The 16,359-nt window shown below is 67.5% G+C and carries 14 protein-coding genes; 4 read left to right on the top strand and 10 right to left on the bottom strand.

The genetic code is table 11. The features are described from left to right. Window positions 1-54 precede the first annotated feature (54 nt). Complete coding sequence (locus C3B44_RS01580) at window positions 55-1,314, top strand: geranylgeranyl reductase family protein (protein WP_199222375.1); 1,260 nt, start codon at window positions 55-57, stop codon at window positions 1,312-1,314. Here the strand turns inward: C3B44_RS01580 and C3B44_RS01575 are convergent. The 7 genes from C3B44_RS01575 to C3B44_RS01545 form a co-directional block, all read right to left on the bottom strand. Then, entirely contained in the window at window positions 1,311-1,997 is a 687-nt protein-coding gene (locus C3B44_RS01575; protein ID WP_108430812.1) for a demethylmenaquinone methyltransferase, read from the bottom strand. The two genes, C3B44_RS01580 and C3B44_RS01575, sit on opposite strands and share 4 nt — an antisense overlap. A gap of 10 nt (window positions 1,998-2,007) precedes the next feature. Then, window positions 2,008-3,204, bottom strand: a complete 1,197-nt coding sequence (locus tag C3B44_RS01570; protein WP_108430811.1) for a glycosyltransferase family 4 protein — start codon at window positions 3,202-3,204, stop codon at window positions 2,008-2,010. Between the two features lie 35 nt (window positions 3,205-3,239). Further along, on the bottom strand, window positions 3,240-3,707 hold the full coding sequence (locus C3B44_RS01565) for a DUF3592 domain-containing protein (protein ID WP_108432516.1): 468 nt from the start codon (window positions 3,705-3,707) through the stop codon (window positions 3,240-3,242). A 44-nt stretch (window positions 3,708-3,751) separates the two neighbouring features. After that, window positions 3,752-5,425 carry a 2-succinyl-5-enolpyruvyl-6-hydroxy-3-cyclohexene-1-carboxylic-acid synthase gene (gene menD / locus C3B44_RS01560; protein ID WP_108430810.1) on the bottom strand — a complete coding sequence of 558 codons (1,674 nt, stop codon included), beginning with the start codon at window positions 5,423-5,425 and terminating at the stop codon, window positions 3,752-3,754. A gap of 18 nt (window positions 5,426-5,443) precedes the next feature. Beyond that, window positions 5,444-5,986: a hypothetical protein gene (locus C3B44_RS01555; protein ID WP_108430809.1), complete on the bottom strand. Its 543-nt coding sequence runs from the start codon at window positions 5,984-5,986 to the stop codon at window positions 5,444-5,446. A gap of 62 nt (window positions 5,987-6,048) precedes the next feature. Then, a complete protein-coding gene (locus C3B44_RS01550) occupies window positions 6,049-8,406 on the bottom strand; it encodes an ATP-binding cassette domain-containing protein (protein WP_242979244.1) in 2,358 nt (785 codons plus the stop codon). Window positions 8,407-8,481: 75 nt separating this feature from the next. Continuing rightward, a complete protein-coding gene (locus C3B44_RS01545; RefSeq protein WP_199222376.1) occupies window positions 8,482-9,489 on the bottom strand; it encodes an o-succinylbenzoate synthase in 1,008 nt (335 codons plus the stop codon). 767 nt (window positions 9,490-10,256) lie between these two features. Between C3B44_RS01545 and C3B44_RS01540 the strand changes: the two genes are divergently transcribed. After that, complete coding sequence (locus C3B44_RS01540; RefSeq protein WP_108430807.1) at window positions 10,257-11,213, top strand: 1,4-dihydroxy-2-naphthoyl-CoA synthase; 957 nt, start codon at window positions 10,257-10,259, stop codon at window positions 11,211-11,213. Between the two features lie 3 nt (window positions 11,214-11,216). Here C3B44_RS01540 and C3B44_RS01535 read toward each other — a convergent pair whose 3' ends face one another. After that, window positions 11,217-12,401 (bottom strand): YkvI family membrane protein, encoded by a 1,185-nt coding sequence (locus C3B44_RS01535; RefSeq protein ID WP_108430806.1) that lies wholly within the window; start codon window positions 12,399-12,401, stop codon window positions 11,217-11,219. A gap of 44 nt (window positions 12,402-12,445) precedes the next feature. On the opposite strand from C3B44_RS01535, the gene menE reads away from it, so the two are divergent. Then, window positions 12,446-13,579, top strand: a complete 1,134-nt coding sequence (gene menE, locus C3B44_RS01530; protein ID WP_108430805.1) for an o-succinylbenzoate--CoA ligase — start codon at window positions 12,446-12,448, stop codon at window positions 13,577-13,579. Here menE and C3B44_RS01525 read toward each other — a convergent pair. Continuing rightward, window positions 13,576-14,487 (bottom strand): aldo/keto reductase, encoded by a 912-nt coding sequence (locus tag C3B44_RS01525; RefSeq protein ID WP_108430804.1) that lies wholly within the window; start codon window positions 14,485-14,487, stop codon window positions 13,576-13,578. The two genes, menE and C3B44_RS01525, sit on opposite strands and share 4 nt — an antisense overlap. Beyond that, window positions 14,488-15,360: a glycosyltransferase gene (locus C3B44_RS01520; protein ID WP_108430803.1), complete on the bottom strand. Its 873-nt coding sequence runs from the start codon at window positions 15,358-15,360 to the stop codon at window positions 14,488-14,490. Between the two features lie 101 nt (window positions 15,361-15,461). Between C3B44_RS01520 and C3B44_RS01515 the strand changes: the two genes are divergently transcribed. After that, window positions 15,462-16,358 (top strand): 1,4-dihydroxy-2-naphthoate polyprenyltransferase, encoded by an 897-nt coding sequence (locus tag C3B44_RS01515; protein ID WP_108430802.1) that lies wholly within the window; start codon window positions 15,462-15,464, stop codon window positions 16,356-16,358. The last annotated feature ends 1 nt before the right edge of the window (window position 16,359 follow it).

Raw genomic sequence — 16,359 nt, 5'->3', positions numbered from 1 at the left:
TCTAAGGATGTCCCCGAAGACACGCTCGGGTGGGCACGTGGGACAATGACGGCCATGACGCATGCTTCGCCCGCCTTTTTCGACCTCGTCGTGATCGGCGCCGGCCCCGCCGGATCTGCCGCCGCCATCCACGGCGTCGCCGCCGGTTACCAGGTGCTCCTCGTGGAATCCGGCGCCCTGGGCCGCGACAAGACCTGCGGCGATGGGCTGACCCCGCGGGCAATCTCCGAGCTGCGCAAGCTCGGTCTCGCCGACGTTGTTACCGAGCGCTACACCAACCGCGGCCTCAAGCTACACGGCTATGGCGGCTCGGTGACCGCGCCGTGGCCGGAGTCGGCCTATGGCACGGTGGGCTCGGCGATGCCCCGCACGCTTTTCGACGAACACCTCGCCCGCACCGCCCAGCAACGCGGCGCCGACGTGCGGGCGTTGTCGACGGCGCATGCCCCCGTCGTCACGCGGGGCCGCATCACCGAGCTCACCGTGCAGCCCGCCGACGGCGAGGCCTACACCGTGCGCCCGAAATGGGTGATTGTGGCCGATGGGGTGCGTTCGCCCGTCGGTAAGGAGCTGGGGCGGCGGTGGCACCGCGAGGAGGTCTATGGCATCGCCGCGCGCTCTTATGTCTCCTCGCCTTTTCACGCGGAGCCGTGGATGCATTCGCACGTGGAGCTGCGCGGCGAAGATGGTGCGATCCAGCCTGGCTATGGCTGGATCTTCCCGCTCGGCGACGGCACCGTCAACCTCGGCTGCGGGGCTTTGTCAACGAACGCCCGCCCGGCGAAGGTGAATACCAAAAAGCTGCTAGACCACTACGCCGATTTATGCCGCCCCGACTGGCAGCTGGGCATGCCCGAGCGGGTCACCTCGGCGCTGTTGCCGATGGGCGGGGCGGTCTCCCAGGTCGCGGGCGGCAACTGGATGCTCATCGGCGATGCGGCCGCCGGGGTCAATCCGCTCAACGGCGAGGGCATCGACTACGGGCTTGAGATGGCCGAGTGGGCGATCGATATGCTGGCCACCGATGCCGCCGCCGAGCTGCGCCGCGCCTGGCCGGAGCTGCTCCGTGAGCGCTACGGCGAGGCCTTCCTGCTGGCGCGCACGGCCGCCCGGCTCTTGACGTACCCGCAGTTCTTGCCGACGGTCGGCCCCCTCGCCCTGCGCGGTCCCATCGGCGCAAGGCTCATGCCGGCTGCGGCGCGGCTGATGGCGAATCTCATCACCGACGACGACCGCGACCTCTTGGCGAGGATGTGGCGCGCGGCCGGCCACTGCGCCAGCGCTGTGCGTCGGGATACGCCCTTGTGGTCCTAGGCCCGGATGGCGGAGTGCATCGCCACTATGCCGAAGGTGAGGTTCTGCCAGCCGGCGTAGGTCCACCCGTTGGCGTTGATGACCTCGGCCAGCTCTTCTTGGTCCGGCCAGGCCCGGATGGATTCGGCGAGGTATTCATAGGACTCCGGGTTCGAGGACACCAGCCGGGCCACGCGCGGCAGAAGGCGGGTGAGGTATTCCTTGTAGACCGTGCCGAAGACCGGGATCACGGGGGTGGAGAATTCGTTGACGGTCAGCTGGCCGCCGGGTTTGGTCACGCGGGCGAATTCGCGCAGCGCGGCGCGGTAGTCGTGGATGTTGCGCAGCCCGTAGGTGATGGTGACTTTGTCGAAGGTTTCGTCGGCAAACGGCAGGTGCATGCCGTCGCCGGCGACCTTCGGCACGTCGCGCTGGGCGCCGGCGGCGAGCATGCCGCGGGAGAAATCGCAGGCCACGCACCAGGCGCCGGATTTGGCCAGCTCCTCGGTGGACACCGCGGTGCCGGCGGCGACGTCGAGGACCTTCTCGCCTGGGTGCAGGTCTAGACGCTCGCGGGTGCGCCGCCGCCAGCGCCGGTCCTGCCCGAAGGAGATGATGGTGTTCGTCAGGTCGTAGCGCTTGCCGACGCCATCGAACATGCTCGCAACGTCAAAAGGCTTCTTGTCCAGGTCTGCTCGTGACACGTGGTCGAGTCTAGGCGACCCGACCGCCCAAGCCCTTGTCGGCCCACTCCGGCATGCTCCAGCGCCACCCGAAGCGGTTGCGGCTGTAGCGATCCGCCGCGATCGCATGCCGGTAGTAGCTCATGAGCTGCTCGCAGAGGCTGTCCCACGTCTTGTTGGCCACCGAGGCCCGCGCATTGTCGCGCAGTTGCGGCAGACGGCCGGTCTCCAGGGCCCAGGCGGCCGCCGCCGGCAGATCCTCGGCGAAGGTATCGACGTCCAGCAGGAGGCCGTTGACGCCTTCGTCGATAAGATCGACCGGCCCGCCGGCGCGGGGACCGATGGTGGGCACCCCGGAGGCCTGCGCCTCCTGGATGGTCTGGCAGAAGGTCTCGAACTCGCCGGCGTGGACGAAGAGATCCAGCGACGCGTATGCGTGCGCGAGCTCCTCCCCGCCTAAAGCGCCGGTGAACACGGCGCCGGGAAGGCGCGCCTCGAGCTCTCCACGCGAGGGCCCGTCGCCGACGATGACCAGCTGAATATCCTCACGGTTTGCCAGCCGTTGCAGCCGGTGCACGCCCTTTTCCGGTGCCAGGCGGCCGACGAAACCGACGATCTTCTTGGTGCCGGTGGGATCCCACTGCCGACGCAGGTGCGCGCAGCGCTTGGTCGGGTGGAAGCGCTGGGTATCCACTCCGCGGCCCCAGCGCACGATGTTGCGGATACCGTGGTTTTCCAACTCCCGGATGGTCAGCGAGCTGGGCGCCAGGGTGAGCTGGCACATGTTGTGGATGGTGCGGGCCCACTCCCAGGAGGCGGCCGCCAGCGGGGCGAGGTGGTACTTGGTGGCGAAACCGGCGACGTCGGTCTGATAGAGCGCCACCGCCGGGATGCGCAGCTGGCGGGCGGTGATCGCGCCGGAGGCGCCGAGGACGAACGGGCTGGCTAAGTGGACGATATCGGGGCGGAACTCCGAGAGCGTCTCATGCACCGCGGTATTGGGGACACCGACCGGCAAGGAATCGATGAGCGGGACGCGCACCGTGGGCACCCGCACGATGGGGAAACCGAGGTAGTCTCGGACCTCCTCCTGGTGGTCGCGGGCGCCGGGGGCGATCACGACGGCGTCATGGCCGTGGGCCTGGAGGTGTTCCAGCACGCGGAGAACGGAGTTGGTCACTCCATTGATATTCGGAAGAAACGATTCGGCGACAATCGCTACACGCATGTAGCACACCTTTCCAGGCAAAGTAAAACTCCCGGTTAAGAAAGAGCGTCCTCTTTAGTAACCCTGGATGACGATACGCCCTTTCGGGGGCGGGTGGCAATGGTGATAACCCACCATGCCACCGCCGCGATCACCACCGAGACGAACGCCACGCTGAGCGCCGGGATGATCGCGAGCGTCCAGCCACGTCCCTCCACCTTCACCAGGTCGGGGTTGTGGCGCGCGTAGGTCACCCACACGCTCTGGCCCTCACCGAGCCCAGTGGGATAGAGCAAACCCGCCGGTGGGGCGTGGTAGACGCCTTGGTCGTCCTGGTAGTCAACAGTGGTGCGAAACCACGACTGCCCCGTTACCGTCGCCATCGCCCGGCCCGGGTGGGAGTGGATCTCGCGGTCGTTGAGGGCCGCTCCCCCCACCATCGCGAAGGATCCGAGCAGCGCGCACGCCAACAGCGCGAGCACCAGCTGATGCAGGCGGCGCCGCACGGTGTTCCGGCCGGGCATCACCGGGCGCCAGCGCGGGCCTCGGCGCACGCTTAACGGGGCGCTCATACGCCCACGGCGTCCTTGAGCGCCGCATCGAGCGCCCGGCGCGTGGACCGGGTGGTGGCCGCCTCGATGACGCGGATGCCGTAGGGGTACTCGGCGGCGTCGGCAAGTGCGACCAGCAGGTCATTGAGCGTCTCGACGCGCACGTGGCCCACCCCATAGCCCGCGCACAAACTGGCGATGTCCGCCTCGTGCGGGCTACCGACGGCCGGCTCGAAGCTGGCGCGCAGCTGCGGGCGGCCAATCTCGAGCGACTCGAAGATGCCTCCGCCGGAATCGTTGGCCACCACCAGCGTGAGGTTTTCCGGCGCCGGCTGATCGGGGCCGATGAGCAGGCCGCCGATATCGTGCAGGAAGGTCACATCGCCGAGCAGCGCGAGGGTGTGCGGGGCGCGCACGGCCTCCGGGTTAAGGGTCTGGGTGGCCAGGGCGACGCCGATGGCTTGGGAGACGGTGCCGTCGATACCCGCGGCGCCGCGCGGGGCATAGGTATCGACGCCACCGAACGGCAGCCCCGTCAACGACGCGTCGCGCACCGGGTTCGAGGCCCCGAGCACCACGGCGTCGCCGACGCCGAGGCCATCGGTGAGCGCCGCCGCGACGTGGAGGCCGGTGAAGCCGTGGGTGTCGTCGGCAAGCACGCTGCGCACCGCCTCGGCCGCGACCTCGCTGAGCCCGCGGCAGGTGCTCAGCCACTGCTTGCGGGGACGCCCGCTGACCTTAACGCGGGTGCCGAAGTGCCGGCCGGTTTTCGCCGGGTCGGTGAACTGGTCGGTGCGACTTAAGATGATGACCTCGATGTCCGGGTCGGTGAGCAGCCCCAGCACCGGGCGGTGGAGGGTGGGGTGGCCGACGACGATGATCTGCTCGGGCTTCGTCTTGGCGACGTAGTCGGCGTACTCGCTGCTGCCGTCGGTGGTGATCTCGCCGCGGGCGAAAAGGCCGGCAGCCAGCGGGTGGACCGGGTGGAAGGGCGCCGGCGTGCTCGGCTCCGCGATGGTGGGCACGTCTTCTAAGCCTGCGACCTCCCAGGCCTCGTCGCCGGCGATGACCAGGGTGTTGCGGCTGAGATCGACGTCGACGCACCCGTGGTCCTTCCATAGATCCAGCGGCTCACGCGGCGCTGCATCGGTGGCGTGCGCAACAGGCAGCTGATCGCCCACCAGCGGAGCATCCAGGCTGACGTTGACGTGCACCGCGAACTGACTGCTTAAGGCGTGGCTGAGGCGGGGCACATCTTCCTCTGCCGCGATCTGGACGGTGTCGGTGACGGTGGAGAAGATCCCCTGCTGCTCGATCGTCTGCGACGCCCCCGTGCCAACGAGGCGGCGCGGGCGATCCGCTGAGAGCATGAGCAGCGGGGTATGCGAATGCTGGGCCTCCACCATCGCGGGCAGGCAGTTGGCCACCGCGGTCCCAGAGGTGGTCACCACCGCCGTATGGCGCCCGGAGACCCGCGACATGCCCAGGGCGAGGAAGGCAGCGCTGCGTTCGTCGATACGCGTATGCACCCGGATGCCCGGCTGGGCGAGCAACGCCAGCGACAGCGGGACGTTGCGCGAGCCGGGGCAGACCACGACGTCGCTTATGTGCCTGCTTAAGCGCTCGGCCAGCTGCTGGGCTAGCTGCATGGCCTCCGGCTGGTGCGCGGACGAAGACAAAGACTCAGACATAGCCGTTTAGTGTAGTTCTTACTGCTGCGGGGCAGGCTGCTGGTTCTCACCGCCGAAAAGGTCGTTCAACAGGTTCTCGAGGTCGTTTTGATCCGGCAGTTCCTCGGTCGGGATGTCGAGGTCCTCGAGGAAGTCACCGCTCGAGCCGTCCTCGCCGGGGGCGGGCTCGGGCTCCTCGGTGACGGTCAGGGTCTCGGTGACGGCCTCCTGCGTGGTCACGCTGGTTTCGGTGACCGGCTCCGGCGGCGGCTCGTTCGCGCGGTCCGCCGCGGAGCGCCAGAGGAAGTAGAGCACGGCAGCGCCGATGACGGCGACCAGCAGCAAGATGCCTAAGACGAGGGCCGCTCCCCCGCCGCCGCGGCCGCCTTTGTCGGTGTCGTCGTAGTCCGCGCCGTCGTAGTTGTAATCGTTGTAGTACGGCTGCTGATAAGGCTGCTGGTAGCCCTGGCCGTACTCATCCGGGAAGTGCTGCCGGGGTGGCTGGCTGCTGGACTGGGATCCCCCATCGCCGCCCGTGGGGCCGAGATAGCGGGTCTCGAAGTCGTCATCGCGCTGATTCATGGGCGATACCTTAAGGTCGAAAACTGAACATTTCCTGTATGCCGCGCGGGGCGTGACTGTGGTTATGCCCGAGCGGCCAGCACCTGAGCGGTCGGGGTGTCCTGCTCGGCGAGGCGTGCCGGGGTGTCGTCCGCGACGATGCGCCCGCCGTCCACACCGGCGCCGGGGCCGAGCTCGATGACTCGGTCCGCGCCCGCCACAGCGTTCATGTCGTGCTCGACGAAGATGACGGTATCGCCTTCGTCGACCAGCCGGCGCAGCTCGCGCATGAGCAGCTGGGCGTCGTGCGGGTGCAGGCCGGTGGTCGGCTCGTCGAGCAGGTAGAGCGTGTGCCCGCGACGCGCGCGCTGCAGCTCCGTGGCGAGCTTGATGCGCTGCGCCTCGCCGCCGGAGAGCTCCGGGGCACCCTGGCCGAGCCGCAGATACCCCAGGCCGACGGCGTTGAGTGCGCGCAGCGCCCGGCTGATGGAGGCATCCTCGGCGAAGACGTCGACGGCCTCCGCCACGGTGAGGCCGAGGACGTCGGCGACCGTGTAGCCGTTCCAGGTGACCTCGAGGGTCTCCGGGTTGTAACGCCCGCCCTGGCAATCCGGGCAGGTGACGTACGAGCCCGGCAGGAAGACGAGCTCGACCTCGATCTGGCCGGCGCCGCCACAGGTCGGGCACTGGCCTTGCTTGACGTTGTAGGAGAAACGGCTGACGTTCCACTTCCGACGCTTCGCCTCGTCCGTCTTGGCGAAGAGCTTGCGCACGCGGTCGAACAGGCCGGTGTAGGTGGCCACGCACGAGCGCGGGGTCCGGCCGATCGGCTTCTGCGTGATGGGTACGAGGCGGTCGACGTTGTCGTCGCCACGCACCTCGCTGACCGCGCCCGTGCGGGAGGCGAGCTCGTCTTCGTCCAGGTTCTTGGTCTGGGCGCGCAGGACGTCGGCGATGACCTTGAGCAGGGTGGTCTTGCCCGAGCCGGAGACACCGACCACGGCGGTCATCTGGCCCAGACCGATCGTGACGTCGACGTCCTTGAGGGTGCGGGCGTTGATGCCGTGGAGCTCAAGGGATGCAGACGCCTCGGGCGCGGAATCGTTGAGCTGCAGCTTCCGGTGGGCCAGCGCGCGGGCGGTCGGGGTGTCGGCGTCGCTGGTGGCGTAGTCGTCGGTGATACCCGAGTAGAGGATGTTGCCGCCGCCTTCGCCGGCTTGGGGGCCGACGTCGATAAGCCAGTCCGTCCCCGCGACCAGCTCCATGTCGTGCTCGACCAAGATGACGCTGTTGCCCTGCTCGATGAAACGGCGCACGAGCGTGGTGATCGCCTCGCGCTCGACCGGGTGAAGGCCGGCCGAGGGCTCGTCGAGGACGTAGAGCACGCCGAAGAGCCCGGCGCGCAGCTGGGACGCGAGGCGCACGCGCTGCAGCTCGCCGGTCGACAGGGTACGCGCCGGACGGTCCAGGCTCAAGTGCCCGAGCCCGAGGTCGATGCTGGAGCGCAGAATCGGGGTGAGCGATTCATAGAGCAGCTCCTCGGCCGGCGACTGCGGGGTGTGCTCGGAGAGCATGCCGTCTAGCTCGGCGAGGGTGAGGGCGTTGAGCTCGTCGATAGGCATGCCCAGGTAGGTCACGCGCAGCGCGTCCGCGTGCAGACGACGGCCGTGGCACGTGGAGCACGTGTGCGACTCCATGAAGCTGATGGTGCGCTTGCGCAGGGTGTCCGACTCGGTGTTCGCGAGCGTCTCGCGCAGGTAGTTCGCCGTCGAACGCCAGGTGCCCTGGTACTGCTTCTCCACCTGGTCGGCGCGCCGCTCCGGGCTGACCGTGACGACGGGGCGCTCGTCCGTAAACAGGATCCAGTCGCGCAGCTCTTGAGCGAGATCGCGCCACGGGGTGTCCATGGGAACTTCGAGGGTATCGAGGATGTCGCGGAAGTTCTTGCCCGCCCACGCGCCCGGCCAGGCCTTAATCGCGCCTTCGTTGATGGTCAGCGAATCGTCCGGGACCATCGAGGCCTCGGTCGGCTCATAGGTAATGCCGGTGCCCTGGCACTCCGGGCACATGCCCGCGGTGGCGTTCGGGCTGAAGTTGTCGGAATCCAAATGCCCGACATCCTGCGGGTACTCGCCGGTGCGCGAATACAAAAGGCGCACGGTGTTCAACATGGTCGACACAGTGCCGACGGTCGAACGCGCCCCGCCGGCCGAGGTGTTCTGCTGCAGCGCCACGCTCGGCGGCAGGCCCTCGACCGCCTCGACCTCGGGGCTGGTCGCCGAGCCGATGAGCCGGCGGGCGAAAGGGGCGACCGACTCAAAGTAGCGACGCTGTGCCTCCCCGTGGATGGTCCCGAAAGCCAGCGAAGACTTTCCTGAGCCGGAGATACCGGTAATGGCGACGAGTTCGTTACGCGGCAACGTCACATCGACATTGCGCAAGTTATGCAGGTTGGCCCCGCGGATCTGAATATGTGTTTCTGCGCTATCGGTCTTCACATTTCGGCCAGTATAGACCTATAAGTATTCGTATGCCCATTGGAGGCGTTCGAACCACCAGTCCTTGCGCTTCGCGTCGGCGGCGAGCTCCTCGAGGCGGGCGGGATCAGGCTCGAGCGGCCGGGCGTCGAAGTGGCCGTCGATGAGCGGACGCTCGCCGGTGACGTCCTCTTCGAAGAGGCGCTGCGTGCCGAGCCCGGCGGCGTTCGGGGTGACGGCGATGCCGTCGTCGTCTTCAAAGCCGGGCAAGGCGGCGACGGTAGCGATCCCCGCATTGATCCCGACCGCCGTGCCCAACTCCGACGAGACCGTCACATCCATGTGCCGGGCGTGCAGTTGTGCGGCGATCTCCAAGGTGCGGCGCGGCCCAGCCAGCGGCGCCACCTTGACGACGGCCACGTCCGCCGCCTGCCGACGCGCCACCTCCAAAGGATCCTCCGCCTTACGTATCGACTCATCCGCAGCAATACGGCAGAACACCCCGGCGCGCTGCAGGCGCATGCGCACCTCATACAGCTCATCGACCGTCCGCACGGGCTGCTCCAAATAATCCAACGGGCCGAACCTCTGGGCGGCCTCGATCGCCTGCTCCACGGTGTATCCCCGGTTGGCGTCAGCGCGGATCGTGGCCTTCGGCGCGGCTTTACGTACGACCGCGATGCGGGCGACATCATCGTCGAGGCTGTCGCCTTTCTCGGCGACTTTGACCTTGAAGGTGCGCACGCCCTCGAAGCGCGCGAGGACCTCGGGGACTTTCTCCGGTTCGACGGCAGGCACGGTGCCGTTGACCTCGACTTTCTCGCGGCGCGGCGCGGGCAGGCCAGTGAAGGCGGACTCGATGCCGGAGGCCAGCCACGCCGCGGACTCCTGCGCGTCGTATTCCAGAAACGGGGAGAACTCGCCCCAGCCGGCGGGGCCGTCGATGAGCAGGGCCTCTCGCCTATCGACGCCCCGGAAACGCACCGCCATCGGTAGCGAGACGACATAGGCGCGCTCGAGGATCTCGGTGACCGAAGGGATATCCACACGCTGCATGGGTCTCGAGTGTAGGCGGGTGTGGGTGGTGGGCTGGTTTCGCGGGTGGTTTCGCGGGTGGTTTCGGACTGTTGGTTCATGGTGCGTTTGCGCTTTTCGAAAGCAGCCAGTCGAAAGGACGCGCCCTTTCGACCGCGCGAGACTCCTTTCTATGGCCCTGCTTTCGACCAGCGATAGCGCGGCATGCGGACAGGGGTGCCCGGCCCTGGTTTCGGGACGGCAGCAACTCGGATCCGTGCCGAAAAGCGCGCTGGGAGACCGGAACGCTCCCGCCGAACATGCATCGCTACAGCTTTCGCACGCCGGGTCGAAAGGAGGTGCCCCTAAACGAGTCCCGCGCGGTCGAAACCAGGACTCCTTTCTATGGCCCTGCTTTCGGCCAGCGATAGCGCTCTATGCAAATCAGGGCACCCGGCCCCGACCACAGCCAGCTTCACGCCCACCCCACAACACTCGAACACAAATGCTTGAAGGAAGAGCCTTGAAGGACGCGCCCTTCAAGCATCTTCCTTCAAGGGTTTGCACATCAACAACGCCAACCCACACCAAAAGGCGGACCTCCAGAACGCCAGGCACCCTAACAGCAATACAACGGTATCGCTTTCGTGCGCCCGGTCGAATTCACCCTCATAGAAACGAGTCCCACGAGGTCGAATTCAGCACTCCTTTAGATGCCCCTCCTTTCGACCAGCGCTCACGCAATATGCAACCACCACCCCGAACAACTCACCCAAACATCCCACCTACACTCGGAGTGCATGAGCTACAGCACTGCACAGCCCTTCGACCCGTCCCAGTGGACGCCGGTCGAGGGCTTCGAGGATCTGACTGATCTGACGTATCACCGCCACGTCGGCACCTCGCGCGCCGACGGCACCGTCCGCATCGCCTTCGACCGTCCCGAGGTTCGCAACGCTTTCCGCCCGCACACGGTGGATGAGCTCTACCGGGCGCTGGATCATGCGCGGCGGGATCCTTCCGTCGGCACCGTGTTGCTCACCGGCAACGGGCCGAGCCAGAAGGACGGCGGCTGGGCGTTCTGCTCCGGCGGCGACCAGCGCATTCGGGGCCGCTCGGGGTATCAGTACGCCCGGGAGCACGAGCATGACGACGCCACCGCCGACGCCTCCGGCATCGACGAGGCGCGCACCAAGGCCGAGGGCGGCCGCCTGCACATCCTGGAGGTCCAGCGTCTAATCCGCACGATGCCGAAGGTCGTCATCGCGGTCGTCGGCGGCTGGGCCGCGGGCGGTGGGCACTCCCTGCATGTGGTCTGCGACCTGACCGTGGCCTCCCGGCAGGAGGCGCGCTTCAAGCAGACCGACGCGGATGTCGGATCCTTTGATGCCGGGTATGGCTCGGCGTATCTGGCGAAGATGGTCGGCCAGAAGTTCGCCCGCGAGATCTTCTTCTTGGGCCGCACCTACGACGCCGAGACGATGCAGCGGATGGGCGCGGTCAACGTCGTCGCTGATCACGGCGAGATCGAAACAGAGGCGATCGCGATGGCCCGCGAGATCAACGGCAAGTCGCCGACCGCCCAGCGCATGCTGAAGTTCGCGTTCAACCTCACCGACGATGGCCTCATGGGCCAGCAGCTCTTCGCCGGCGAGGCCACTCGCCTGGCGTACATGACCGATGAGGCCGTGGAGGGCAAGGAGGCGTTTTTGGAGAAGCGGGCGCCCAACTGGGATGAGTTCCCCTACTACTACTAGCCGCTAGCTCTCGTCGATACCGGCCCGGATCTGGTCGGCGCTCAAGTTGGAGCCGTGGCTTTCGGTGCGGAACTCGTCTTCGCGCCCGGCGCGCCAGAAGTCGACGAGGCGCAGGCGCCGGTCGGATTCGCTGGCGATGTAGCGATAGCGACGCACCCAGGCCACGATCATCACGGCGATAAGGACCAGGCCTAAGTAGCCGAGAACGGGGTAGACGTAGCCGACGAGCGTCGTGAAGCCGAAAAACGACAGGCCGAAGCCGACGAGCACGGTGGCCAGGTAGATCGGGAAGAACAGCTGCGGGCGCCCGGCCGAGAGCCTTTTGCCCAGCGCGTAGAACATGCCGAGTGCAGTGTTGAAGATCATGCCGTAGACCACCACCGCCATGATCTGGCCGAGCACCGGGTGGATGGAGTCGATGAGGCTGAGCATGGGCAGCTCATCGTCGCCGACGGTGTCGATCGCCAAGAAGAGCGTGACCGCGCTGACCGCGAGCAGCCCGGTAAACAAAAGCCCGCCGAGGAAGCCGCCGCGCCCGGCGACCCGCGGGTTGAACATCGTGCCGCCGATGACAATCGCCATGCTCACCGCCACCATGAGGTTGAAGCCCACGTAGTTGACGGCCGCGACCGTCCAGTGCGGCAGCGGCGAGCCGATCTCCCGGGCCGTGCGATCGAGCTCCGCGACGGGCGCGTGGTCGACGAAGAACACCACATACAGCGAAGCCAGGACGATAAACGCGATGATGAACGGCGTGATGGAACCGATGACGGTGGTGACCTTGTGGACGTCGAGAAGCCCCGCGCACACCACGAGCACCACCGTCAACAGCGCGCCCACCCAGACCGGCAGGCCCCACTGCTGCTCGAGGTTGGCGCCGCCGCCGGCGAACATGACGAAGCCCGTCGAAAAGAGCGTGACAATGACCCCGATGTCCAGCACCTTCGAAAAGATCGGGTGGCTGACGTGGTCGAAGACCTCCCCGTGCTCCGAGGCGCGGAAGTAGGACGCGAGCTGCAAGATGATCATGGTGATCAGGCTCATCACGATGGCCGAGATCACCACCGCCCACAGCCCCGGGATGCCGAATCCCACGTAGTACTGGATAATCTCTTGCCCGGATGCGAAGCCGGCGCCGACGATCACACCGACCACCGCGAAGGCCACGCGCAGTATTTCTTTCACCATGCGCAAGTATGCTACTCCAGCGCAAGCCGCTACATTCAGGGTTTATGAGCCGTCACTTGGACATCCTGCCCGTCGACCCGCACGACCCCGGCGCGGTCCTGCCCGCCTTGGAGGAGGCGATCGGCGGGCGGCACACCTACCTGCCGGTCCCGGCGTTCGATTCCACGCGCACCGAGCTCCTGCGCCACTCCCAGCGCGCCGGCGAGCCTATCGACGACGCCGTGGCCCTCGTTGTGGCTACCTCCGGCTCCACCGGCACCCCGAAGGGCGCGCAGCTGACCCCGGAAAACCTGGTGACAAGCGCCGACGATACGCACCAGCGCCTCGGTGGCACGGGCCAGTGGCTGTTGGCGATGCCGGCGCACCACATCGCGGGCATCCAGGTGCTGGTGCGCTCGCTCGTCGCCGGCACCGAGCCCCTCTGCCTGGACGTCTCGCAGGGCTTTCACATCGACGCCTTCGCCGACGCAGCTGCGCGCCTCAGCGCCACGGGCGATCGCATCTACACCTCGCTGGCGCCCCTGCAGCTTAATAAGGCGATGGAGACCTTAGCCGGCATCGATGCGCTGCGCAGCTTCGATGCCGTACTCGTCGGCGGGGCGGCGACCGACCCGAAGCTCTTAAGCGCAGCCGAAAAGCTGGGCATCAATGTGGTGACGACGTATGGGTCGTCGGAAACTGCCGGCGGCTGCGTCTACGACGGCCGCCCCCTGGCGCATACCAGGGTGCGCGTGCGCGGCGGGCGCATCCACCTCGGCGGCGCCACCATCGCCCACGGCTACCGCAACCTCCCGGGCCACGAGGCCTTCGCAGAGCCCGGCTGGTTCGCGACCTCCGACGGCGGCGAAATCCGCGACCAGCGCCTCGTGGTCACCGGCCGCCTCGACGCGGTGATCACCTCCGGCGGGATGAAGCTCCACCCGGAGGTCTTGGAGCGGGAGATGATGCTTATCGACGGCGTGGCCAACGCCTGCGTCGTCGGCATCCCCCATCCCCGCTTCGGTCAGGCGATCGTCGCCGCCTACACCGGCACGGCGGAGATCCCCGAGCTTCTCGACGGTCTCGCCCACCTCCCCCGCTGGCAGGTCCCGAAGGATGTGCGCCATCTCGATAAGCTGCCTGTGACGGGCCCGGGGAAGGTGGATCGGCGGGCCGTCGCGAAGCTTTTTGAAGCCTAGCCGTCGATGAAGCCTAGGTGCTTGTCGGTGTAGCGCGCGCCGGCGACGCCGTCGTCGACGAACCCGTCGAGGCGGGCGATCTCCTCCGCACTCAAGTTCAGCTGGGCGGCGGCGAGGTTGGCGCGCAGGCGCTCGACGTTCGTGGTGCCTGGAATCGGCACCACGTCCTTGGCCACCAGCCACGCGAGCGCGATCTGGGCGCTCGAGGCGTCGTGTGCCTGCGCGATCTCGCGCACCGGCTCGAGCAGGCGCTGGTTGGCCTCCCAGTTCTGCGGGTGCAGCCGCGGCGAGGAGGACTCGGCGTTCGCCTTGCCGCCGGCGAAGAAGCCCTTCCCCAGCGGGCTGAAGGCCACGAAGCGGATGCCCAGCTCGCGGCACAGGGGCAGGATCTCGTCTTCGACGCCGCGCTCCCACAGCGAGTACTCGCTTTCCACGTAGCCGACCGGGCATTCGGCATGGGCCCGGCGGATGGTTTCGGGCGCGGCTTCGGAGAGGCCGAAGGAGGCGATGAGGCCTTCGTCGATAAGCTCCTTCGCCGTGCCAGCGACGTCCTCGATGGGCACCTCAGGGTCGACGCGGTGCTGGTAGAAGACGTCGATGCGCTCGCGTTGCAGGCGGCGCAGCGAGGCGTGCGCGACCTCGCGGATGTGCTCCGGGCGCGAGTTCAGCCCGTCGGAGCCGCCCTCGGGAACGATGTTCCAGCCGAACTTCGTGGCCACCGGCACCTCGCAGTCACCGAGGGCGTCGCCGATGAGCTTTTCGACGGTATAGGGCCCGATCACCTCGGCGGTGTCGATGATCGCCGCGCCCTCCGCGGCGGCGGTGCGCAGCAGGGCGATCATGTCTTCGCGACGCGGCGCATCCGCCGCCGCGTGCTCTACGAGCTGGGTGGTTCCGAAACCGATCATCTAATCCTCCTCTTTCGCGATGGCGCAGAGCCTCTCGACGTCGGCGTCGCTGTAGGCCCGGCCGATCTGCTCGTCGTTGCCGCCGCCCATGGTATTGCCGTGCACGAGCGCGTCGCGCTGCGCCGGCGGGTTGACCGCGAAGCTGCGCGGGCGGCTGAAGACCTGGCGCACCCGATGCCCGGAGCGTAAGGCCATGAGGTGGAGCCAGACGTCGTCGGCGCGCGGGCTGACCTCGAGGAAACGCTCGCCCTGGGCGACGGTGTGCGTGACAAACGCCGCCGGGTAATACACTCCGGAGACCCCGGTGGCGAAGTGCAGGAAAGACGCGTCCGAGGTGTTCGCGGGCGTCCACTTGCGATAGGGCAAGAGCGCGCCGTCGCGCAGCTCGATGCGGTGCGCGCGGTAGGCGACGACACAATCCGAGCGCAGCTGCGCGATGAACAGCAGGCGCTCGAGGAACCACTCGGGATAGATCATGTCATCATCCACGGTGACCACGCGGCGGCCGGTGCCCTCGACCTCGCGGAACGTGCACCAGTATTTGGTGTGGGGGCCGAAGCGGCCGTCGGAACGCTTGATCTGCAGGCCGCGCTCGACGAGGCGGCGCAGCTGCGGCGGCCACTCCGAGTCGTAGTCGCAGTCGTCGAGCCACAGCACGATCGGGGCGGTGGTGTTGCCGCGCGCGATCGACTCGATGGTCAAGTGGACGTGCCGCAGGCGGACGCCGTGGCTGGTCAGCGAGATGATGACGTCCTCGGGCGAGGACTGCGGGATCCGACGGCGCGAGAGCCGATTATCGAGCATCAGCGGCAGCGAGCGCAGGAAATTGGGCACAGCGGTGGCCACTTGCTTGACGACATAATCAACCCACACGCCTCACCATCACCTCCTGGAAGATTCCTCTCACCCTAGCGGTTTCGCTGAGAGCCCAGGCCCACGCAGCGCCGATTTTTCTCATGAGGGACAATACCGACATGTCCGCCGCCGAAAAGTACCCCGCCACCGCCGCCGACTGGATCGCAGGCGCACGCCCGCACACCTGGGCGAATGCCTTCGCACCCGTGATCGTCGGCAGCGGCACCGCCGCTTATGCCGGCGGTTTCCAGCTACCGCAAGCCATCCTCGCGTTCATCGTCGCCTGGGCGTTGATCATCGGCGTCAACTACGCCAACGACTACTCCGACGGCATCCGCGGCACCGACGAGGACCGCTCGGGACCTGCGCGCCTGACCGGCGGCGGCCTCGCCCGCCCGGAGCACGTGAAGTACGCGGCGTTTTCCGCCTTCGCCGTCGCCGGTATCGCCGGCATCGTGCTCTCGCTGTTTTCGGCGTGGTGGTTCATTCTGGTTGGTGCGGTGTGCATCGCCGGCGCCTGGTTCTACACCGGCGGCAAGAATCCCTATGGTTACCGCGGCCTCGGCGAGGTGGCGGTCTTCATCTTCTTCGGCCTCGTCGCGGTCATGGGCACCCAGTACACGCAGGCCGGCACGGTGACGTGGGTGGGCTTCGCGGCGGCCGTCGCCATCGGCGCGATCTCCGCGAGCGTGAACCTCGCCAACAACATCCGCGACATCCCCTCCGACCGGGCCACCGGCAAGATCACGCTGGCAGTCACGCTCGGCGACGGCCCCTCCCGCCTCCTCTTCAGCTCACTGACGCTCGTGCCCTTCGTGGTTTCTGTCCTGTTCGCCTTCTCCTCGCCGTGGCTGCTGCTCGGCCTGGTGGCGCTGCCTTTGACGCTGCCGGGGATCCGGCGGATGAACTCCGCCGCCTCGGGTGCCGAGCTCATCCCGGTACTCGGATCCAACGGCCGGGCGATGCTGGTGTGGGCGCTGGTGACGGCCGCGGTCATGTTCCTGCTGGGAGGCTGAG

It is taken from the genome of Corynebacterium yudongzhengii (assembly GCF_003065405.1).
Taxonomy (GTDB): Bacteria; Actinomycetota; Actinomycetes; order Mycobacteriales; family Mycobacteriaceae; genus Corynebacterium; species Corynebacterium yudongzhengii.
Note: the sequence above shows the minus strand (reverse complement) of the source record. Positions and strands in the feature narration are given on the sequence as shown.